Consider the following 20239-nt stretch of genomic DNA (forward strand, 5'->3'; position numbering starts at 1 on the left):
CCGCCGACCTGCGCGCGCCGACGCCGACCRCCGCCGCCGAGCTGGCGGCCCCGCCGGCGCGCGAGCTCGCCGAGATGCTGGCCGCGTTCGCGACGCTGATGCAGCGCCGCGTGCACCACGTGCTCGACCAGCAATCGCAGTGGATCGACCGCGCCGCATTGCGGCTTGCGCGGCCGGGGCAGGGCGTGCGGGCGACGGCGCAGCGCCTGCAGGGGCTGGCACATCGGCTGCAGGCGAGTGCCCATCGGCGCCTGCAAACCGATGTGCACCGCCTCGACACGGTTGCGCCGCGGCTCGCGCGCGGCCTGCAGCGCAGCACCGAAGGCGCCGGGCACCGCGCCAATGCGCTGGCGGCGCGGCTGCAGGCCGTGGACCCACGCCAGGTGCTCGCGCGTGGCTACGCGTGGCTCGAGGACGAGCAGGGCGCGCCGATCGCGAGCGTCGCGGCACTGTCGATCGGACAGCGGCTGGGCGCCGTGCTGTCGGACGGCCGCGCGACAGTGGACGTGACGCGAGTGACGTCATCGGACGCGCCCCTGCAACCGGCGTCTGCTCTGCCTACAATCCGCCCCACCTGACTCGATACCCGAAAGGAATTCGCATGGAACACACRCTGCCGCCGCTGCCTTACGCGCAAGATGCACTCGCCCCGCACCTGAGCAAGGAAACGCTCGAGTACCACTACGGCAAGCACCACAACGCCTATGTGGTGAACCTGAACAACCTGCAGAAGGGAACCGAGTTCKAGTCCCTGAGCCTGGAAGAGATCGTCAAGAAGGCCTCTGGCGGCATCTACAACAATGCCGCGCAGATCTGGAACCACACCTTCTTCTGGAACTGCATGAAGCCGGCCGGTGGCGGCGAGCCCAAGGGCGCGCTGGCCGCGGCGATCACCGCGAAGTTCGGCAGCTATGCGTCGTTCAAGGAAGCGTTCACGAAGAGCGCCGTCGGCAACTTCGGTTCCGGCTGGACCTGGCTCGTGAAGAAGGCTGACGGCAGCGTCGACATCGTCAACATGGGCGCAGCCGGCACGCCGCTGACCACCGCCGACAAGGCGCTGCTGACGATCGACGTGTGGGAGCACGCCTACTACATCGACTACCGCAACCTGCGCCCGAAGTTCGTCGAGGTCTTCCTGACCTCGCTGGTCAACTGGGAGTTCGCGGAAAAGAACTTCGCCTGAGCTGACGGTCGTCGCCCAGCAAAAAGCCGGTCCCTGGACCGGCTTTTTTCATGGAGTTGCGCGAGCGGCGCGAGGTGCAGGGTGTCAGCGCCCGAACGGCGTTCCCGACAGCTTGTCGCCCGACTTGATGCCGCGCTTGGCAAACCAGCCCTGGTTCATCTCGAGCACGAAGCGCACCGGCTTCTTCGAGCAGTGCGAGTCGAGCGACTGCGGCTTCATGTCTTCGATGTTGACGACGGTGCCGTCGTCGGCGATGAAGGCGGCCGACAGCGGCAGCAGCGTGTTCTTCATCCAGAAGCACTGCACGCCGGCGTCTTCGAACGCGAACAGCATGCCGTCGTTGGTGCCCATGGTGCGGCGGAACATCAGGCCGGTGGCCCGTTGGTCGGGGGTCTGCGCGACCTGCGCCTGGATGTTGTGGATGCCGGCGGTGACCTGGATCGCGGGCAATTGCTGCGGCGCGTCCTGCGCGAGCGCGGCCGTGACGATCGGGCCGAGGGCAAGCAGGGCCAGCAGGCGGGAGGCGTTGGTCTTCATGGTCCGGCGGGGTGTTCGTTTCGACAAGCGGCGGCAGAGTGTAGCGAGCACCCAAGAAAAACGCCCGGCACGGGCCGGGCGTTCTTCATGCAACTCAGTGAAGCGGGCGCGAGCCCGGCTTCGCTTGAATTACTTGGCAGCCGAAGCAGCCTTTTCGCTCTTCTCGGCCTTCTTGGCTTCAGCCTTTTCGGCCTTCTTCTCGGCCTTGGCAGCCGATGCAGCCGGCTTGGCGGCTTCAGCGGGCTTGGCGTCAGCGGCGAAAGCGCCGGCAGCGAACAGGGAAGCAATCAGGGCGGCCAGAATCTTGTTCATGTGAATACCTTTCGAAAGTTTGGATCCGCCGTCCATCGGTGGACGACCCGCCGCTAACGCGGGCTCTCGAATGTCGGTTGACACGGGACGTGACATAGAATCGCCGGCTTCAGTGCGGTCCGTTCCCAGTCACTCCAACATCAGCAGCGCGCGGAGCTATCTCATGTATCAGCACATCAAGGTGCCCGAGGGTGGGCAGAAGATCACCGTCAACGCCGACTTCTCGCTCAACGTCCCCGACCACCCCATCATTCCGTACATCGAGGGTGACGGCACGGGCTACGACATCACCCCGGTGATGATCAAGGTGGTCGACGCCGCGGTGGCGAAGGCCTACAAGGGCAGCAAGAAGATTCACTGGATGGAGATCTTCGCCGGCGAGAAGTCGACCAAGGTCTACGGCCCCGACGTCTGGCTGCCCGAAGAAACGCTGCAGGTGCTGCGCGAGTACGTCGTGTCGATCAAGGGCCCGCTGACGACGCCGGTCGGCGGCGGCATCCGCTCGCTGAACGTTGCGCTGCGCCAGGAACTCGACCTCTACGTCTGCCTGCGTCCGATCCAGTACTTCAAGGGCGTGCCGTCGCCGGTGAAGGAACCCGAGAAGACCAACATGGTGATCTTCCGCGAGAACTCGGAAGACATCTACGCCGGCATCGAGTTCGAGGCCGAGAGCGACAAGGCCAAGAAGCTGATCAAGTTCCTGCAGGACGAATTCGGCGTCAAGAAGATCCGCTTCCCGAACACCTCGGGCATCGGCATCAAGCCGGTCTCGCGCGAAGGCACCGAGCGCCTGGTGCGCAAGGCGATCCAGTACGCGATCGACAACGACAAGCCCAGCGTGACCATCGTGCACAAGGGCAACATCATGAAGTACACCGAAGGTGGCTTCCGTGATTGGGCCTATGGCCTGGCGCAGAAGGAATTCGGTGCCGAGCTGATCGATGGCGGCCCGTGGTGCAAGTTCAAGAACCCGACCACCGGCCGCGACATCACGATCAAGGATTCGATCGCCGATGCCTTCCTGCAGCAGATCCTGCTGCGCCCGGCCGAGTACTCGGTGATCGCGACGCTGAACCTGAACGGCGACTACGTCTCCGACGCGCTGGCGGCCCAGGTCGGCGGCATCGGCATCGCCCCGGGTGCGAACCTGAGCGACTCCGTCGCGATGTTCGAAGCCACCCACGGCACGGCGCCGAAGTACGCCGGCAAGGACTACGTGAACCCGGGTTCCGAGATCCTGTCGGCCGAAATGATGCTGCGCCACATGGGCTGGAGCGACGCGGCGAACCTGATCATCAGCTCGATGGAGAAGTCGATCCTGTCGAAGAAGGTCACGTACGACTTCGCCCGCCTGATGGACGGTGCGACCCAGGTGTCGTGCTCGGGCTTCGGCCAGGTGATGATCGACCACATGTGATCGTGCGCCGGCGGCTTCGGCCCTGGCGGTGGTCTGCGAACCCCTTGTTCCTGCGTGGAGCGAGGGGTTTTTTCTTGGGCGTTGCGCAGCAGCGTCCAGCAATGAAAGCGGCCCAGCGCCGTCTGCTTCGGGAAGCCGATGAAGGCCTTCCGCACCAGACGAATCACTGGGCCCGCAGCGTTCACGCCGCCTGCGCGGCGCGGGTTCTGCGCCCTCTAGGCTGCAGCGGCTGAGGACTCCGCCACACCGACAGAACTGCGGCGATGCGGTGCCGTCTCGGGTGCATCGAGCGCAGAGATGTTCTGCGCGAGCTGGCCTTTGGGGCCTTGCACCACTTCGTAGCTCACGCGGCCGCCCTGCTTGAGCGTGCGAAAGCCTTCACTCTGGATGGCCGAAAAATGTGCGAACACATCCTCGCCACCCCCTTCGGGTTCAATGAAGCCGAATCCCTTCGCATCATTGAACCATTTCACGGTTCCGAACAACTTCTGGGCCATATTGGTCTCCTATCCCTGTGAGCGAAGAATTTTGTGCGCCACTTTGGTGACTGTCAAGGCACGGCAAACCAGGGTTCAGGGCCATGCAACCAAATGCATTCCATGCGCGGCCTTCTCGGAGAACAATGGGCACGTTGTGATGCATTTCCGACCCTTGCAGTTCGTTCGGATGTCGCAATATCCGTTCGGGTGAGCACTGCGAAATCAACTCTATAGAATGGTTCCATGCCCGAGGAAAAACCGATACCGCCCGAGCCGCTGAAGGGGCCGACACCCGACGATGGGCAAGGGGCGGTCGTGGCCGAAAGGCAAGCCGCGAAGACCGAGCCGCCGCGCATGTACCAAGTGGTACTGCTCAACGACGACTACACACCGATGGAGTTTGTCGTGATGGTGCTTCAGGAGTATTTCCAGCGCGACCTCGAAACCGCGACGCAGATCATGCTCAAGGTTCACAAAGAGGGCCGCGGAGTCTGCGGCGTCTATACGAAAGACGTCGCTGCAACCAAGGTCGAGTTGGTGCTGGCCGCTGCCCGTCGGGGCGGCCACCCGTTGCAATGCATTATGGAGGCCGCATGATCGCGCAAGAGCTTGAAGTCAGCCTGCACATGGCGTTCGTCGAGGCGCGCCAGCAGCGCCACGAATTCATCACTGTCGAGCACCTGCTGATGGCGCTGCTCGACAACCCGTCCGCCGCAGAGGTCCTGCGAGCGTGTTCGGCCAACATCGATGACCTGCGCAAGAGTCTCGCGCAGTTCATCAAGGAAAACACACCGACCGTCGGCGGCGCCGAAGAGGTCGACACGCAGCCGACGCTGGGTTTCCAGCGCGTGATCCAGCGCGCGATCATGCACGTGCAGTCCACCGGCAGTGGCAAGAAGGAAGTGACCGGCGCCAACGTGCTGGTCGCGATCTTCGGCGAAAAGGACTCGCACGCGGTCTACTACCTGCACCAGCAGGGCGTGACGCGGCTCGACGTCGTCAACTTCATCGCGCACGGCATCAAGAAGACCGATCCGCCGGAGCCGGCCAAGCCGAGCGAGGGCGGGGCGAGCGCCGAGGGCGAGAAGGACGAGGGCGAAGGCAAGGGCTCGCCGCTCGACCAGTTCACGCAGAACCTGAACCAGCTGGCGCGCGACGGCAAGATCGATCCGCTGATCGGCCGCGAGCTCGAGGTCGAGCGCGTGATCCAGATCCTGTGCCGCCGCCGCAAGAACAACCCGCTGCTGGTTGGCGAAGCCGGCGTCGGCAAGACCGCCATCGCCGAGGGCCTCGCATGGCGCATCACGCAGGGCGACGTGCCGGAGATCCTGGCCGACGCCAACGTGTACTCGCTCGACATGGGCGCGCTGCTGGCCGGCACCAAGTACCGCGGCGATTTCGAGCAGCGCCTGAAGAGCGTGCTGAAGCACCTGAAAGACCAGCCGAACGCGGTGCTGTTCATCGATGAAATCCACACGCTGATCGGCGCCGGCGCGGCGTCGGGCGGCACGCTGGACGCGAGCAACCTGCTGAAACCGGCGCTCAGCTCGGGTGCAATGAAGTGCATTGGTGCGACCACCTTCACGGAGTACCGCGGCATCTTCGAGAAGGATGCGGCCTTGTCGCGGCGCTTCCAGAAGGTCGACGTGGTCGAACCGTCGGTCGAGGAGACGGTCGAGATCCTGAAGGGCCTGAAGTCGAAGTACGAGGAGCACCACGGCGTCAAGTACGCACTGGGCGCGCTGCAGGCCGCGGCCGAGCTGTCGGCCAAGTTCATCAACGACCGCCACCTGCCGGACAAGGCGATCGACGTGATCGACGAGGCCGGTGCCGCGCAGCGCATCCTGCCGAAGAGCAAGCAGAAGAAGACCGTCACCCGCAACGAGGTCGAGGAGATCGTCGCGAGGATCGCGCGCATCCCGCCGACCAGCGTGTCGAGCGATGACCGTTCGAAGCTCAAGACGCTGGACCGCGACCTGAACAGCGTGGTGTTCGGCCAGGAGCCGGCGGTCGAGGCCATCGCGGCTGCCATCAAGATGGCGCGCTCGGGCCTGGGCAAGCCCGACAAGCCGATCGGCTCGTTCCTGTTCAGCGGCCCCACCGGCGTCGGCAAGACCGAGGTCGCGAAGCAGCTGGCGTTCATCCTGGGCATCGAGCTGATCCGCTTCGACATGAGCGAGTACATGGAGCGCCATGCCGTCAGCCGCCTGATCGGCGCGCCTCCGGGCTATGTCGGCTTCGACCAGGGCGGCCTGCTGACCGAGGCGATCACGAAGAAGCCGCATGCGGTGCTGCTGCTCGACGAGATCGAGAAGGCGCACCCGGACGTCTTCAACGTGCTGCTGCAGGTGATGGACCACGGCACGCTGACCGACAACAACGGGCGCAAGGCCGACTTCCGCAACGTCATCATCATCATGACGACGAATGCGGGCGCGGAGACGATGAACAAGTCGACGATCGGCTTCACGAACTCGCGCGAGCAGGGCGACGAGATGGCCGACATCAAGCGGCTGTTCACGCCGGAGTTCCGCAACCGGCTCGACGCGACCGTCAGCTTCCGGGCGCTGAACGAAGAGATCATCCTGCGGGTGGTCGACAAGTTCCTGCTGCAGCTCGAGGGCCAGCTGTCGGAGAAGAAGGTCGAGGTCACGTTCACCGACGGGCTGCGCAAGCTGCTGGCGAAGAAGGGGTTCGACCCGCTGATGGGCGCGCGGCCGATGCAGCGCCTGATCCAGGACACGATCCGTCGTGCACTGGCCGACGAGCTGCTGTTCGGCAGCCTGGTCGACGGCGGCCGCCTGACGGTGGATGTGGACGCCGACGGCAAGACGGTGCTCGACATCCAGCCGGCCAAGAAGATCGACAAGCCGAAGGCCGAGCCGGCGACGGCCTGATCTTCGCGAGTCGTGATCCGGAACGGGGCCTGCGGGCCCCGTTTGTCATGGCGCTGGTGGATCGGCGAGCGGGAAGCGCGCCGCCGGGTCCTGCTCGAAGAAGTCGCGCAGCAGCGCGTACAGCGGCGCATCCCAGGCCTGCAGGTCAAGCGGCGCGACGAAGAAGGTCTCGCACGCCACCGCGAAGAACTCGTCCGGGCCTTCGGCGGCGTACGGGTCCATGAAGATGTCCTCGTCGCGATCGACCTCGCCGCAAAAGCGTTCGTAGCTGGCCGGCATCACCTCGCGCCAGCGCAGGTGCGCCTCCTTGCTCGGCAGCGGCGGGATGCCGTCGGAGCGGCCATCGCGCATGTCGATGACGTGCGCGAACTCGTGGATCACGACGTTGTAGGCCCAGCCGCTGCCGTCCTCCGGGTTCTCCTGCGCGTCGGCGACGTCGCGCCATGACAGCGTCATCGGCCCGGCGCCGGGCGCTTCGCCGGTCAGCGCCTCTTCGTACTCGTGCACGATGCCGTCGTCGTCGACGACCTCGCGCTTCGCCAGCATCTCGTCGGGGTGCACGACGATCAGCACGAAGGCGTCGTACCAGCCGAGCCCGAGCCGCAGCACCGGCAGGCAGGCCTGCGCGGCGATCGCGACCGCCATCGCGTCGGTGACGACCACGCCGTGCGTGCCGTGGAATTGCTTGTCGGCGAGGAACAGTGTCGCGAAGCGGCGCAACTGCTCGGCGTCAGTCTCATCGACGTCGCCGAGGAACGGGTAGCGCTCGAGCGTCTCGGCCCACAGCGCGTCGGGAATCGGACGGCGTTCCAGCGTGCGGCGCTCGCGCCACCCCCGCCACGCCGAAGCCAGGCGCACCAGCACGGCGGTTCAGGGAAGCGCCACGCCCGGTGGCGTGATGCGCCTGAAGCCGCGCGCGCTCAGGCGCAGCACCTCGGCGCGATGCGGTGGGTGGTCGAGCTCCCAGTCGCTCAGCACGTGGCGCAGCATGCCCGGCGCCAGCGGCTCGCTGCCCGGGTGGTGGGTGTGGCCGTGCACCATCGTCGTCGCGCCCGCTTCATGCAGCCAGCGCACCGCGGCGGCACCGTCGACGTCGGCCCAGTCCATCGGCGTCGGAAGATTGCGCTTGAGCTGCTCGCTCTCGTTGCGCACCGCGCGCGCGAAGCGGCGGCGCTCGTCGAGCGGCTTCGCGAGGAAATCCTGCTGCCAGGCCTCGCTGCGCACCAGCGCGCGGAACTGCTGGTACTTGGTGTCGTCCAGGCACAGCGCGTCGCCGTGCGTCAGCAGCACGCGCAGCCCGAAGGCCTGCAGCACCGTCGGGTCGGGCAGCGCGAGCACGCCGCAGTCGCGCAGCATGTCGAGCCCGACCAGGAAGTCGCGGTTGCCCGCCATGAAGCCGACCGTGCGGCGGCATGCCGCCTCGGCCAGCTCGTTGGCGCAGCGCGCCTCGAACTCGTCGTGGCGGCTGTCGTCGCCGGCCCACACCTCGAACAGGTCACCGAGAATGAACACTGCGTCGGCGTCGGTCGTGCGCAGGTAGGCCGACCAGGCGTCGAAGGTGCGCGGCGTGTCGGCGCTCAGGTGCAGGTCGGAGATGAAATCCACGCTGCGCCAGTCGGTCGGCACTGCGTACTCCCAGAGGCTGGGCAACGGCGGCGGTGCAACGGCGGTCTGGCGCGACATGAAACCCCGTACTGCAGGTTGTGGCGGGCGGTGTGGGAGCGCGCTGGGCTCAGACCACCTTGGCTTCGGTGATCACGACGTCTTCGACCGGCACATCGCTGTGGCCGCCCTTGTTGCCGGTCTTCACCTGCTCGATCTTGTCGACGATGTCGTGGCCCGCCACGACCTTGCCGAACACCGCATAGCCCCAGCCGGACGGCGTCTCGGACTTGAAGTTCAGGAAGTCGTTGTCGGTCGCGTTGATGAAGAACTGCGCGGTGGCCGAATGCGGCACGCTGGTGCGCGCCATCGCGAGCGTGTAGTGGTCGTTCTTCAGGCCGTTGCCGGCTTCGTTCTGGATCTGCGCGTCGGTCGGCTTCTGCTTCATGCCCGGCTCGAAGCCGCCGCCCTGGATCATGAAGCCCTTGATGACGCGGTGGAACACCGTGCCGCTGTAGTGGCCCTTCTCGACGTACGAGAGGAAGTTCTTGACCGACAGCGGCGCCTTGGCGTCGTCGAGTTCGATGCGGATGGTGCCGTGGTTGGTGACCAGGTCGACGAGTTTGCTCATGTTATTTCTCCAGCGTGGCTTGCTTGATGATGACGGGTTGGACCGGCACGTCCTGGTACGGTCCCTTGCTGCCGGTCTGCACGGCGCGGATCTTGTCGACGACGTCCATGCCCGAGACGACCTTGCCGAACACCGCATAGCCGTTGCCGTCGCGCGATTGCGCGGCGTTCAGGAAGGCGTTGTCCTTCACGTTGATGAAGAACTGCGAGGTGGCCGAGTTGGGGTCCATCGTGCGGGCCATCGCGACGGTGCCGCGCGTGTTGTCGAGGCCGTTGCGGGCTTCGAGCGGGATCGGCGCGCGCACGGGCTTTTCCTTCAGGTCGGGGGTCATGCCGCCGCCCTGGACCATGAAGTCGGGGATGACGCGGTGGAACACCGTGCCGTTGTAGTGGCCGTCCTTCACGTACTGCAGGAAGTTGGCCGCCGACTTCGGCGCCTTCGCCGCATCGACCTCGACGACGATGTCGCCGAGCGAAGTCGCGAGCTTCACCTTCTGCTGGGCGTGGGCCGCCAGGCTGCTCGTCAGGCCGGCGACGCCGACCACGCCGGCCGCCAGCAGCGGCATCCATGACTTGAGGGTTCTCACAAGATCACTCCTTCGAAGAATATTTTCCATTGTCCACTTTCCTTGCCCCAGTACTGGCGCTTCAGCGGCCCGGTCAACTGGCCGCTGAGCACCTCGCCGAACGTGACGATCAGCACCTCGCCGGTGTCGCGCCACGACAGGATCGACATCTCCTTCAGCTCGGCGCTGCGGCCGCGCGTGGCCTGCAGTTCCTTGTCGACCATCTGCGACCACTGTGCGAGGTCGGCGCTGCCGCTCTGGAATTGCGGCGAGTAGAAGCCCAGCAGTTTCTGGACGTCGCCCTGCGAGCGCGCGATGCGCCACTGCTCGACCATCGCATGCGCCGCGACGCGTTCCTGCGCCACCTGCGCGCGCGCCACCCACTCGATCTTCGGCGCGATCACGACCGGCGTGCGCCGCGGCGACACCTCGCGCAGCAGGCGCAGCAAGTCGGGGTTGGCCAGCACCACGCAGCCGTCGGTGGTCTGCGGGCCGCGTGCGAAGTTGGCCGGCGGCACGCCGTGCAGCCAGATGCCGCCGCCGGTCTTGCCGCGCCGGCGGTCGTATTCGTTGGGGTAGTTCAGCGTCAGCGCGCCGGGGCCGTAGAACTCGGCGACCTGCTGGTTCGTCAGCCGGCTGGTGATGAAGTAGGCGCCGAGCGGCGTGCGCTGGTCGCCTTGCTCCTTCTTGTCGACACCCAGCCTGCCGAGCGAGACGTAGTGGTCGGCGATCAGGCGCAGGCCCTTCGCGTCGTTCGCGAACAGGTACAGGCGGGAGCGGCTCGCGTCGACGGCGATCGCGTGCCGGGTGCTCGGCGGGATGTCGATGAACTGGCGCGGCACCGCATCGGCCGGCGGGCGCTCGGTGAGGGCGGCCAGCCGCACGGTGGCCTCCTGGCGCAGTTGCGCGAGCTGGTCGGGCGACGAAGCGGCCAGTTCGGGCGGCGCGGCGCCCATCGCCTCGAGCGGTTGCCGGCGTGCGAGCAGCAGGTCGCCGTACACCAGTTGCGCGAGCTGGAAGTTCGGCACCTCGCGTGTCAGGGCCTCGGCGCGCGCGAGCGCGGTGCGGGCATCGCCGTCGTGGATCAGCTGGTAGACCTCGATCAGCCGTGCCTCGGGCGAGGCCGGCGCGCTCGCCACGCCGCTGCGCGCGACGGCAGGCTTCAACGCCGCAGGCGGTGCAGCCACGGCCACGCCCGCCGCCCACGGCAGCGCCAGGCAGACAGGCAGTGCCGCGCGGCGGCACCACTCACGCAGGCGTCGGATCACGAACCGGTGCTTTCCTTCTGGATCAGCCAGCGGCCGGAGACGCGCACCAGGTCGAGCCGCTTGCGACTGGACACCTTCAGCGCATCGGCACTGTAGGCCTGGCGCACCTGCACGACGGCCTTGTCGCCTTGCACGCGGATGTCGAAGTCGCTCAGGTTCACCGAGATGCTGCGCTTGCTGGTGATGCGAGCGCGGCGTTCGGCCTCCCAGGCCGCGCGCGTCTTGCCGCCGTTGAAATCATGGATGTAGGACGCGAAGTAGGCGTCCATGTCCTTGCGCGCCCAGGCCGCGGCCCAGGCGAGCGCGGCGGCATGCACGTCCTTCGCGTCTTCGGTGGACCCAGCCGGCGACGAAGCGGTCGGCGCGGGCGCGGGAGCAGCCGGCACAGGCTTGGCAGCGGGCGGAGGGGCCGGCGTGGCGACCGGTGCAGGTGCGGGAACGGGGGCAGGCACCGGAGCCGGCTTCGGCGCGGCGGCAACAAGGACGGACGCCGGGGCTGGTGCGGGAACGGGCGCCGGCTTGGCCGCAGCGACCGCCACCGGCGGCTCCGAGCGCGTCATCGGCGAGAACAGGTCGCGGATCATCGCGAGCTTCGGGCTGACCTTGGCGGTGCTGCTGCCGTCGATCTGCAGCGCGCGCGAATAGGCCTGGCTGGCCAGCTTCGCGTACACGTCGCCGAGGTTCTCGTAGGCCGTCGCGTAGCTCGGATTGGTGCGGATCGCCGCTTCGAGCGAGCGCCGCGCCTGCTCGTACTGGCCCTGCTTGCTGTACAGCACCGCCAGGTTGTTGTGCGGCTCGGGCAGCTCGGGGTGGTCTTCGGTCAGCTTGACGAACACCGCGATCGCGTCGTTCGACTTGCCTTGCTCCGACAGCACCAGGCCCTTCAGGAAGCGCATGCGTGCGTCCTTGGGCTTGGCCGACAGGAACTGGTCGGCCTTCTGGTTCGCCTCGGCCAGCCGGCCCGCGCCGAGCAGGCTGTCGACATCGCCGTACTCGTCGGCTCGCGCGGTGCCAGCGATCGTGAACACGGCGAACGCGGCCAGGGCGACGAGCGAGGAGCGTGGGGTCATCAGGTGGCCGCGAGGTTTTGGGTGGGCGCCGTAGGGCGGAACGGTGTGCGGAAACGGCCCGCTATACTGCGAAAATTGTATAGCAGCCCCGTGGCTGCAAGCCCTTCGACCCGCTGGCCAGGCCCTATGAGCGGTTCCACTGCAGCACTCCGCCGATGACCCTGAGCATCTTCAACACCTTGTCGCGTCAGACCGAGGTGTTCACGCCGATCGAACCGAATCACGTGCGCATGTATGTGTGCGGCATGACGATCTACGACCTGTGCCACGTCGGCCACGCGCGTTTCATGATGGCCTTCGACGTGGCCGCGCGCTGGATGCGCACGCTGGGCTACCAGGTCACGTACGTGCGCAACATCACCGACATCGACGACAAGATCATCAAGCGCGCGCTCGAACGCAACATCCCGATCCGCCAGCTCTCCGACGAGATGACGGCCGCGATGCACGAAGACGTGGCCGCGCTCGGCATCCTGCCCCCCACGCACGAGCCGCGCGCGACGCAGTACGTGCCACAGATGCTGCAGATGATCGCCACGCTCGAGCGCAAGGGCTACGCCTACCGCTCGCCGAACGGCGACGTGAACTACGCGGTGCGCAAGTTCGACGGCTACGGCAAGCTTTCGGGCAAGTCGCTCGACCAGCTGCGCGCCGGCGAGCGCGTCGCCGTGCTCGACGGCAAGGACGATCCGCTCGACTTCGTGCTGTGGAAGTCCGCCAAGCCGACCGAGCCCGACGACGCCAAGTGGGCGAGCGAGTTCGGCGCCGGCCGGCCGGGCTGGCACATCGAGTGCTCGGCGATGAGCTGCGCGATCCTCGGCGAGCACTTCGACATCCACGGCGGCGGCATGGACCTGCAGTTCCCGCACCACGAGAACGAGATCGCGCAGAGCGAAGGCGCGAACGGCAAGCGCTTCGTCAACGTGTGGATGCACAACGGCTTCCTGAACGTCGTCAACGACCAGGGCCAGAACGAGAAGATGTCGAAGTCGCTCGGCAACTTCTTCACCATCCGCGACGTGCTGAAGCACTACGACGGCGAGACGATCCGCTTCTTCATGCTGCGCACGCAGTACCGCAGCCCGCTGAACTTCGGCCCGGCCAACCTCGACGATGCGCGCAACGCGCTGCGCCGGCTCTACACCGCGCTGGTCGACCTCGACGTGCCCGAGATCGCGGTCGACTGGACGCAGCCGCAGGCCGCGCGCTTCCATGCCGCGATGAACGAAGACTTCAACACGCCCGAGGCGGTGGCGGTGCTGTTCGAGCTCGCGACCGAGCTGAACAAGAGCCGCTCGCCCGAGCAGGCGGCGCTGTTCAAGGGGCTGGCCGCGACGCTCGGGCTGCTGCAGCAGAACGCGCGCGGCTACCTGCAGGGTGGCAGCACGCTCGACGACGCCGCGATCCAGGCGCAAATCCAGGCCCGCGCCGATGCGAAGAAGGCGCGCGATTTCGCGCTCGCCGACAGCATCCGCCAGGCCCTGCTCGCGCAAGGCATCGTGCTACAGGACTCTGCGCAAGGCACGACCTGGATGAAGGCCTGATCCGTGGCGCGCTCCGTCACCCCTGAGTATTGGGATGAGGCGTGCAGGCACCTCGTCAAGCGCGACCGGGTGATGCGCAAGCTGATCCCGCAGTTCGGCGAAGGCCGGCTGCAAAGCCGCGGCGATGCCTTCACGACGCTCGCGCGGTCGATCGTCGGCCAGCAGAGTTCGGTGAAGGCCGCGCAGTCGTCGTGGGAGCGCGTGGCCGCGCTGCTCGACGGCGGCTCGCAGCGCATCCAGCCGGCCGCGGTGCTGGCCATCGCGACCGCGCAGATGCGCGAGGCCGGGTTGTCGGCGCGCAAGATCGATTACCTCGTCGACCTGGCCCAGCACTTCGAGGCCGGCAGCGTGCACGTGCGCCAATGGCAGCAGATGGACGACGAGGCGATCGTCGACGAATTGGTGGCGATCCGCGGCATCAGCCGCTGGACCGCCGAGATGTTCCTGATCTTCCACCTGATCCGCCCGAACGTGCTGCCGCTGGACGACCCCGGACTGATCAAGGGCATCAGCCACAACTACTTCAGCGGCGAGCCGGTTTCGCGGGCCGAAGCACGTGAAGTGGGCGACGCCTGGGCGCCTTTTCGCTCGGTGGCCACATGGTACATTTGGCGCAGTCTCGACCCGCTTGCCGTGGCATATTGACGACCCGCAAGCCGGCCCCCATCGTTGGGCCAGGGCATCCTCCTTCAAGAACAGGGATCAAGACAAATGAGCAAACGCCATTTCCTTGAATTCGAGCAACCCATTGCCGAACTCGAAACCAAGATCGAAGAGCTGCGCTACGTGCAAAGCGAATCGGCCGTCGACATCTCCGAAGAGATCGACCGCCTGGGCAAGAAGAGCCAGCAGCTCACGAAGGACGTCTACGCGAGCCTGACGCCGTGGCAGGTCACGCAGATCGCCCGCCATCCGCAGCGTCCGTACACGCTCGACTACATCAGCGAGATCTTCACCGACTTTCAAGAGCTGAAGGGCGACCGCGCCTTCGCGGACGACCAGTCGATCGTCGGCGGCCTCGCGCGCTTCAACGGCCAGGCCTGCATGGTGGTCGGCCACCAGAAGGGCCGTGACACCAAGGAGCGCGCTGCGCGCAACTTCGGCATGTCGCGCCCCGAGGGCTACCGCAAGGCGCTGCGCCTGATGAAGCTGGCCGAGAAATTCGGCCTGCCGGTGTTCACGCTGGTCGACACGCCGGGGGCCTACCCGGGCATCGGCGCCGAGGAGCGCGGGCAATCCGAGGCCATCGGCCGCAACATCTTCGAGATGGCGCAGCTCGAGGTGCCGATCATCTCGACCATCATCGGCGAAGGCGGCTCCGGCGGCGCGCTGGCGATCAGCGTCGGCGACCAGGTGCTGATGCTGCAGTACTCGGTGTACTCGGTGATCTCGCCGGAAGGCTGCGCATCGATCCTGTGGAAGACCTCGGAGCGTGCCTCCGACGCCGCCGAAGCGCTGGGCATCACGGCGTATCGCCTGAAGGCGCTGGGCCTGGTCGACAAGATCGTCAACGAGCCGGTCGGTGGCGCGCACCGCGACACCAAGCAGATGGCGTCGTTCCTGAAGCGCGCGCTGAATGACGCGCTGCGCCAGGTCAGCGACCTGAAGCCGAAGGAACTGCTGCAGCGCCGCTACGAGCGCCTGCGCGGCTACGGCCGCTTCAGCGACACCAAGGACCACTGACCCCGCCGTGGCGACGTTGGCGCCGAAGCGCGTCGCGGTCGCCTACAGCGCGGGCCGTGACTCGACGGCCTTGCTGCATGCCACCGTGCGTGCGGCGCTCGGCACCGGTGTCGAGGTGCTCGCGCTGCATGTCCACCATGGGCTGAGCCCGCAGGCCGATGCGTGGCTCGCGCACGGGCAGCGGCAATGTGCGCGCTGGGCGCGCCGCGGCCTGCCGGTCCGGTTCATTTCCCATCGATTGAGCGACGCGCCGCGCGGCGGCGACAGCATCGAGGCCTGGGCGCGGCAGGCGCGCTACGGCGCCTTGCGCACGATGGCGCTGGCCGAACAGGCGGGGCTGTTGCTGCTGGCCCACCACCGGCGCGACCAGGCCGAGACGCTGCTGCTGCAGGCCTTGCGCGGCGGCGGTGTCGCCGGGCTTGCCGGCATGCCGCGCCGCGTCGAACGCGATGGCGTGGTCTGGGAACGGCCCTGGCTCGACACCCCCCGCGAGGCCATCGAGGCCTATGTGCGCAAGCACCGGCTGCGCTTCATCGACGACGACAGCAATGCCGACGAGCGCTTCGCCCGCAACCGGCTGCGGCTCGCGGTGTGGCCGGCATTGGCGGAGGCATTTCCGCAGGCCGAGGCCTCGCTGGCGCAGTCGGCGCGATGGGCGCAGCAGGCTGCGGCTGCGCTCGATGAACTGGCGGCGATCGACCTCGAACGCGTGGCCGATGCGAGCGGCCTCGTCGTGAGCGAGTGGCGCACGTTGAGCGAAGCGCGGCAATCGAACGCGCTGCGGGCCTGGCTCGCGGCGATGGGTCAGCCGGCGCCGGCCAGCCTGGTGCTGCGGCTGCAGCAGGAGCTGGCCGGGCAGGGCGCATGGCCGGCTGTGGGCGGCGAGTTGCGGGTGCACCGCGGGCGCCTGGGTTTCGTCGCATCGCAGGCACCGCGCGCCGATGCGATCGAGCCGACAGCCCGCGAGTCGACGCTGAGCGTGCTGCGCGCCGGTCGTCACGCCTTGCCCGGCTGGGGCGGCGAACTCGTCGTGACCCGCGTGAAGCGCGATGGCGTTCCGCTCGCGTGGCTCGGTGCGCTGGCGTTGCGCGCGCGCGAAGGCGGCGAGCAGTTCCAGGCCGGGCTGGGCCGGCCCCCGCGCAGCCTGAAGAAGCAGTACCAGGCCGCCGCGGTGCCGGCGTGGGAGCGCGACGGCCCGCTGGTCTACAGCGGCGGGCAACTGGTGTTCGTGCCGGGCCTGGGCCTCGACGCCCGCGTGATCGGCCTGCCGGGGCAGGCGCAGGTGGCCCTGGCGTGGCGGCGCACGGCCCCGCCGGAGGCCTGAATCCGCGCCGTTTTCGCGCGGTTAAAATGCCCGGTTGCGATCGACTCGCGACCCTTTTCTCCACTCGCGGCAAGACCCTCTTTCATGGCACTCATCGTTCACAAGTACGGCGGCACCTCCATGGGCAGCACGGAGCGCATTCGCAATGTCGCGAAACGCGTTGCCAAATGGGCCCGCGCCGGCCACCAGATGGTGGTCGTTCCTTCGGCGATGAGCGGCGAGACGAACCGCCTGCTCGGCCTCGCGAAAGAGCTGGCACCGGCCTTGCCGACCACCGCCGTCGACCGTGAACTCGACATGATCGCGTCGACCGGCGAGCAGGTCTCGGTGGGCCTGCTGTCGATCGCGCTGCAGGCCGAGGGGATGCAGGCCGTCAGTTACGCCGGCTGGCAGGTACCGGTGCAGACCGACAGCTCGTTCACGAAGGCGCGCATCCAGAGCATCGACGACGCCCGCGTGCGCGCCGACCTGGCGCAGGGCAAGGTGGTGGTCATCACCGGCTTCCAGGGCATCGATGCCGACGGCCACATCACGACGCTGGGTCGCGGCGGCTCGGACACCTCCGCGGTGGCGGTGGCGGCTGCCATGAAGGCCGACGAATGCCTGATCTACACCGACGTCGACGGCGTCTACACCACCGACCCGCGCATCGTGCCCGATGCACGCCGGCTGCACACCATCAGCTTCGAAGAGATGCTCGAGATGGCGAGCCTCGGCTCCAAGGTGCTGCAGATCCGTTCGGTCGAGTTCGCCGGCAAGTACCGCGTGCCGCTGCGCGTGCTGTCGAGCTTCACGCCGTGGGACATCGACATCGCCGAGGAAGCGCGCTCGGGCACCCTGATCACCTTTGAGGAAGACGAGAAAATGGAACAAGCCGTTGTGTCGGGCATCGCGTTCAACCGCGACGAGGCCAAGATCACCGTGATGGGCGTGCCCGACAAGCCGGGCATCGCGTACCAGATCCTGGGCCCGGTGGCCGACGCGAACATCGACGTCGACGTGATCATCCAGAACATCTCGCACGAGGGCAAGACCGACTTCTCGTTCACCGTGCACCGCAACGACTACACGCGCACGATGGAGCTGCTGAAGAACACCGTGCTGCCGCAGACCGGCGCCGCGCAGGTGATGGGCGACACCAAGATCTGCAAGGTGAGCATCGTCGGCATCGGCATGCGTTCGCACGTGGGCGTGGCGAGCAAGATGTTCCGCTGCCTGAGCGAGGAGGGCATCAACATCCAGATGATCACCACGAGCGAGATCAAGACCAGCGTCGTGATCGACGAGAAGTACATGGAGCTGGCGGTGCGCTCGCTGCACAAGGCCTTCGATCTGGAACAGCCCGCCGCCTGAAATCGCCAAAACTGCGGCTAGAATCGCAGTCTTCGCCGGAGTCGTGACCGAGTGGCCGAAGGTGCTCCCCTGCTAAGGGAGTATTCGCCTTAAAAGCGAATCGAGGGTTCGAATCCCTCCGACTCCTCCAGAACAGTGTCCAGCGAGTTCTTCACAGAAACGCGCTGAACACCATCAAAGCCCCGCCAACCTCGTGTTGCGGGGCTTTTTTGCGCGCTACGAATTGCTGGCCCGCGCCCGCCAGAACTCGGCGTCGAACCACTGCCGCGCGCCGGTCCGCTCGTTGACCATCCAGAACTGCTGCCCGTCGGCGCTCAGCCCGCCGACCTCGCCGGTATGACGCCCCGCCACGACGCGCCGCCCGAGCGTGTTGCTCGGAAAGCCGGGTTGCCGCGCCAGCTCGATCAGCGGCACCGCCTCGCGCGCATCGCCGGCCAGCCGCATCCGCTGCACGATCGGCGCGAGCAGCGGGTTGGCCGCATCCGCCGGCGACAGATAGACGATCACCTTGGCCTGCGCGCGGCTGAGAGCCACGTTCACCAGCCGCTGCGCCTCTTCGGTCTGCAGGAACGGCTGCGCACCATCGGCCGGATCGAACAGCACCACCGGTGCCTCGCTGCCCTGCGCACGGTGAACGGTGCTGACCTTCACCGCCTCGGGCACCCCACAGGCTCGCAGGTGCTGGCGGATCAAGGCCCGCTGCGCCCGGAACGGCGTCAGCACGATCAACTCATGCGGCTGCCACGCACCGCTCGCCAGCGCGCCGGCCACCGCCTCGGCGATCGCATCGGCCGATTCGCGACGCACCGGGCCGCGTTCGGCCGCCGACCACGCGCCATCGGTCTTCAGCCGGTGCACGTGCACATGCGTGTCGGCATCGATCCCACCCAGCGCCCGCCGGCGCGCCGCCTGCCATTCCGGCGAAACCTGCATGTCGGCCGCCACGCGCAGTGCCCCGTCGTAGAACAGATCGCTGACCAGTTCGCTGATCGGCCCCGCCATGCGCGACTGTTCGTCGAGCAGCACCACCGACGGCCCGCCGCGCGGCATCTCCGCAAAGGCCGAGCGGCCCAGCCAGCGGCGTGCGGCGCGGTCGGTGCTGCGCAGCACCGGCGAGAGCTGCTGCGGGTCGCCGGCGAACAGCCGCGCGCGGCCCAGCGGCATCAGCGCCAGCGCGTGCGCCAGGCTCACCTGGCTGGCCTCGTCGAACACCACCAGGTCGAAGGGCGGTTCGCCGTCGGGCGACAGCTCGCGCAGCGTCTTCAGCGTGAACGCCGCGCGCGTGGTCGTCATCGCGGCAAGCCGGCAGCGCTGCAGCACCTGCAACGAGGCCTTGCGCAGTTCATCGCGCAGCGCCGCCACGCGGTCGGCCCAGGCCTTCAGCGCAGTGGCGTCGCGAGACGACGGCCGCGCCGCCTCGGCGCGCGCCAGCCGGGCGATCAGGTCGTGGTCGTCGGTCGGGATCAGGTGCTCGCGGCCGGCATAGGCCGCCGCATCGAAGCGCGTGCCCAGCCGCTGCACCGCGGGTCGGCAGTGCTCTCGCCGGCCCTTCTGCAGCGCCTTGTCGACCGCGAGCGTCGCCAGGTCGACCGCCTGGTTGGTGGTCGACAGCAGCAGCACGCGGGCGGCGGGGCGGGTGTCGAGGTACTCGGCCAGCAGCACGCCCAGGGTCGTCGTCTTGCCGGTGCCGGGCGGCCCCCACAGGAAGGCGCTGCCGTGCCGCACCAGCGACAGCGCCTCGCGCTGTGCCGGCCGCAGCCAGCGGAACGGCGCCCCGCTCAGCGCGGGCCCGTCGTCGACGCGCTGCGGCCGGGCCAGGGCGGGCAGGCACGCCAGCGCGCGCTCGGCCCAGGGGGTGTCCCACCAGGCGTCGGCGACGGCGTTCAGGAAGCGGGTCGGGTAGAGGCGGATCAGGAAGTCGGCGCCCGGCGGCGGGGCGCTCGCGTTCTGCAGCACCAGCTGGTCGTCWTCGGGCAGCACGGCCAGCACGCTGGCACCGCCCTTGGCCGGTGCGCCCCACCAGGCGGAAGCGCCATCCAGGCTGTCGTCCAGCAGCGCCTGGGCCGAGGCGGGGCCCGGCCGCTGGCCCTCGGCATGCACGTGGCCGGGCACCAGCGTCACGCGCCACAGCGGGCCGTCGCGTTCGCTGCGCAGCACCTTGAAGTCGTAGTACTCGGGGGTGGCCGCGAGCTCGGCGGTCAGCGCCTCACGCAGGTCGGCAAGGCTCATGGTGCTCGCGGAGGTCGGGTCGTCAAAAGCGGTCGGGCCGGGCGCGCAAACGCCCAGCCCGACCTGACCACCCGCACCTAATCACCAAGTGAAAATGGCTGCTCGGGATGATAGCGGTGCGGCCCCGGCGCAGACCCGCGGGTTG

General features: G+C 67.7%; 20 protein-coding genes and 1 tRNA gene. 11 read left to right on the forward strand and 10 right to left on the reverse strand.

Annotated features, from left to right (window positions below):
* Both ACXJLU_RS25115 and ACXJLU_RS25120 read left to right on the forward strand, forming a co-directional pair.
* Positions 1-578 (forward strand): exodeoxyribonuclease VII large subunit (locus ACXJLU_RS25115; protein ID WP_457335688.1); only part of this gene is annotated, 578 nt, incomplete at its 5' end.
* A 23-nt stretch (positions 579-601) separates the two neighbouring features.
* Positions 602-1183: a Fe-Mn family superoxide dismutase gene (locus ACXJLU_RS25120; RefSeq protein ID WP_457335690.1), complete on the forward strand. Its 582-nt coding sequence runs from the start codon at positions 602-604 to the stop codon at positions 1181-1183.
* An 84-nt stretch (positions 1184-1267) separates the two neighbouring features.
* On the opposite strand, the gene ACXJLU_RS25125 is transcribed toward ACXJLU_RS25120, so the two are convergent.
* Together ACXJLU_RS25125 and ACXJLU_RS25130 are read right to left on the reverse strand one after the other, a co-directional pair.
* Complete coding sequence (locus ACXJLU_RS25125; RefSeq protein WP_457335692.1) at positions 1268-1720, reverse strand: DUF192 domain-containing protein; 453 nt, start codon at positions 1718-1720, stop codon at positions 1268-1270.
* Between the two features lie 129 nt (positions 1721-1849).
* Positions 1850-2032, reverse strand: a complete 183-nt coding sequence (locus ACXJLU_RS25130) for a hypothetical protein (RefSeq protein WP_047508846.1) — start codon at positions 2030-2032, stop codon at positions 1850-1852.
* Positions 2033-2195: 163 nt separating this feature from the next.
* On the opposite strand from ACXJLU_RS25130, the gene icd reads away from it, so the two are divergent.
* Positions 2196-3449, forward strand: coding sequence for an NADP-dependent isocitrate dehydrogenase (gene icd / locus ACXJLU_RS25135; RefSeq protein ID WP_073466621.1), 1254 nt, complete (start codon positions 2196-2198; stop codon positions 3447-3449).
* Positions 3450-3664: 215 nt separating this feature from the next.
* Here the strand turns inward: icd and ACXJLU_RS25140 are convergent, their stop codons facing one another.
* Entirely contained in the window at positions 3665-3946 is a 282-nt protein-coding gene (locus ACXJLU_RS25140) for a cold-shock protein (protein WP_073466622.1), read from the reverse strand.
* A 225-nt stretch (positions 3947-4171) separates the two neighbouring features.
* Between ACXJLU_RS25140 and clpS the strand changes: the two genes are divergently transcribed.
* Together clpS and clpA are read left to right on the forward strand one after the other, a co-directional pair.
* The gene (clpS, locus tag ACXJLU_RS25145) at positions 4172-4525 is read left to right on the forward strand and encodes an ATP-dependent Clp protease adapter ClpS (protein WP_073466623.1); all 354 of its coding nucleotides are present in this window, start codon (positions 4172-4174) and stop codon (positions 4523-4525) included.
* Positions 4522-6825 (forward strand): ATP-dependent Clp protease ATP-binding subunit ClpA, encoded by a 2304-nt coding sequence (gene clpA, locus ACXJLU_RS25150; RefSeq protein WP_073466624.1) that lies wholly within the window; start codon positions 4522-4524, stop codon positions 6823-6825. The genes clpS and clpA overlap by 4 nt, the downstream gene beginning before the upstream one ends.
* A gap of 45 nt (positions 6826-6870) precedes the next feature.
* On the opposite strand, the gene ACXJLU_RS25155 is transcribed toward clpA, so the two are convergent.
* From ACXJLU_RS25155 to ACXJLU_RS25180, 6 genes are read right to left on the reverse strand one after another with little or no spacing between them, the layout of a single operon-like run.
* A complete protein-coding gene (locus ACXJLU_RS25155) occupies positions 6871-7689 on the reverse strand; it encodes a M90 family metallopeptidase (RefSeq protein ID WP_457335695.1) in 819 nt (272 codons plus the stop codon).
* 6 nt (positions 7690-7695) lie between these two features.
* Entirely contained in the window at positions 7696-8508 is an 813-nt protein-coding gene (locus ACXJLU_RS25160) for a UDP-2,3-diacylglucosamine diphosphatase (RefSeq protein ID WP_457335697.1), read from the reverse strand.
* Positions 8509-8557: 49 nt separating this feature from the next.
* Positions 8558-9058 (reverse strand): peptidylprolyl isomerase, encoded by a 501-nt coding sequence (locus ACXJLU_RS25165; protein ID WP_457335699.1) that lies wholly within the window; start codon positions 9056-9058, stop codon positions 8558-8560.
* Position 9059: 1 nt separating this feature from the next.
* Positions 9060-9623, reverse strand: a complete 564-nt coding sequence (locus ACXJLU_RS25170; protein ID WP_457335719.1) for a peptidylprolyl isomerase — start codon at positions 9621-9623, stop codon at positions 9060-9062.
* A gap of 17 nt (positions 9624-9640) precedes the next feature.
* Complete coding sequence (locus ACXJLU_RS25175; RefSeq protein WP_457335701.1) at positions 9641-10891, reverse strand: L,D-transpeptidase family protein; 1251 nt, start codon at positions 10889-10891, stop codon at positions 9641-9643.
* Positions 10888-11961: a tetratricopeptide repeat protein gene (locus tag ACXJLU_RS25180; RefSeq protein ID WP_457335703.1), complete on the reverse strand. Its 1074-nt coding sequence runs from the start codon at positions 11959-11961 to the stop codon at positions 10888-10890. The genes ACXJLU_RS25175 and ACXJLU_RS25180 overlap by 4 nt, the downstream gene beginning before the upstream one ends.
* A 155-nt stretch (positions 11962-12116) precedes the next feature.
* Between ACXJLU_RS25180 and cysS the strand changes: the two genes are divergently transcribed.
* The 6 genes from cysS to ACXJLU_RS25210 all read left to right on the forward strand — a co-directional run bounded on the left by cysS (position 12117) and on the right by ACXJLU_RS25210 (position 17995).
* Complete coding sequence (gene cysS, locus ACXJLU_RS25185) at positions 12117-13505, forward strand: cysteine--tRNA ligase (protein WP_457335705.1); 1389 nt, start codon at positions 12117-12119, stop codon at positions 13503-13505.
* A 3-nt stretch (positions 13506-13508) separates the two neighbouring features.
* Positions 13509-14150 (forward strand): DNA-3-methyladenine glycosylase family protein, encoded by a 642-nt coding sequence (locus tag ACXJLU_RS25190; RefSeq protein WP_457335707.1) that lies wholly within the window; start codon positions 13509-13511, stop codon positions 14148-14150.
* A 66-nt stretch (positions 14151-14216) separates the two neighbouring features.
* On the forward strand, positions 14217-15188 hold the full coding sequence (locus ACXJLU_RS25195; RefSeq protein WP_457335709.1) for an acetyl-CoA carboxylase carboxyltransferase subunit alpha: 972 nt from the start codon (positions 14217-14219) through the stop codon (positions 15186-15188).
* A gap of 7 nt (positions 15189-15195) precedes the next feature.
* Positions 15196-16512 carry a tRNA lysidine(34) synthetase TilS gene (gene tilS, locus ACXJLU_RS25200; RefSeq protein WP_457335711.1) on the forward strand — a complete coding sequence of 439 codons (1317 nt, stop codon included), beginning with the start codon at positions 15196-15198 and terminating at the stop codon, positions 16510-16512.
* An 84-nt stretch (positions 16513-16596) separates the two neighbouring features.
* Positions 16597-17865, forward strand: coding sequence for an aspartate kinase (locus tag ACXJLU_RS25205; RefSeq protein ID WP_457335713.1), 1269 nt, complete (start codon positions 16597-16599; stop codon positions 17863-17865).
* A 37-nt stretch (positions 17866-17902) separates the two neighbouring features.
* Positions 17903-17995, forward strand: a tRNA-Ser gene (locus tag ACXJLU_RS25210).
* An 86-nt stretch (positions 17996-18081) separates the two neighbouring features.
* On the opposite strand, the gene ACXJLU_RS25215 is transcribed toward ACXJLU_RS25210, so the two are convergent.
* Complete coding sequence (locus tag ACXJLU_RS25215) at positions 18082-20094, reverse strand: DEAD/DEAH box helicase (protein ID WP_457335715.1); 2013 nt, start codon at positions 20092-20094, stop codon at positions 18082-18084.
* Positions 20095-20239 lie beyond the last annotated feature (145 nt).

The sequence above is a fragment of the Rhizobacter sp. P5_C2 genome, assembly GCF_054049715.1.